This window comes from Pseudomonas sp. 2995-3 (assembly GCF_002742565.1).
GTDB lineage: Bacteria > Pseudomonadota > Gammaproteobacteria > Pseudomonadales > Pseudomonadaceae > Aquipseudomonas > Aquipseudomonas edaphica.
Genome location: NZ_LJSB01000241.1, coordinates 1 through 827 on the forward strand (window position 1 = coordinate 1; position 827 = coordinate 827).

At 57.9% G+C, this 827-nt stretch carries 1 protein-coding gene; it reads right to left on the reverse strand.

What is annotated here, in order from left to right:
* Window positions 1-827 (reverse strand): ribonucleotide-diphosphate reductase subunit beta (locus tag AOA62_RS24650; RefSeq protein ID WP_099550052.1); only part of this gene is annotated, 827 nt, incomplete at both ends.

An 827-nucleotide genomic window follows, 5' to 3' on the forward strand; every position in this document is an offset into this window, starting at 1 on the left:
TCAATCTCCAGCTGCGTCCCCTGCAAAATCATCTGGGTCGCTTCTTCCTTCATCTCGGCATCCCACAAATGCGGGTTTTCGATTTTGATCTGGTTGATCACATCGATACCGAAGTTCAGGTGCATCGACTCGTCGCGCAGGATGTACTGGAACTGCTCGGCCACGCCGGTCATTTTGTTGCGACGGCCCATGGACAGGATCTGGGTGAAACCGCAGTAGAAGAAGATGCCTTCCAGGACGCAGTAGTAGGCGACCAGGTTGCGCAGCAGTTCTTTGTCGGTTTCGACGGTGCCGGTTTCGAACTTCGGATCGGAGATCGAACGGGTGTATTTCAGGCCCCAGGCGGCTTTTTTAGCTACCGATGGGATCTCGTGGTACATGTTGAAGATCTCGCCTTCATCCATGGCCAGGGATTCGATGCAGTACTGGTAGGCGTGGGTGTGGATCGCTTCTTCGAAGGCCTGGCGCAGGATGTACTGGCGGCACTCCGGGTTGGTGATCAGGCGGTACACGGCCAGTACCAGGTTGTTCGCGACCAACGAATCAGCAGTGGAGAAGAAGCCGAGGTTGCGCATGACGATGCGGCGTTCGTCGTCGGTGAGGCCTTCGGGGTTTTTCCACAGGGCGATGTCGGCGGTCATGTTGACCTCTTGCGGCATCCAGTGGTTGGCGCAGCCGTCGAGGTACTTTTGCCAGGCCCAGTCGTACTTGAAGGGTACGAGTTGGTTGAGGTCGGCGCGGCAGTTGATCATGCGCTTTTCGTCAACGGCGACGCGGGCGGCGGAGCCTTCCAGCTCGGCGAGGCCTTCGGCGACGTCGAGTTTGTC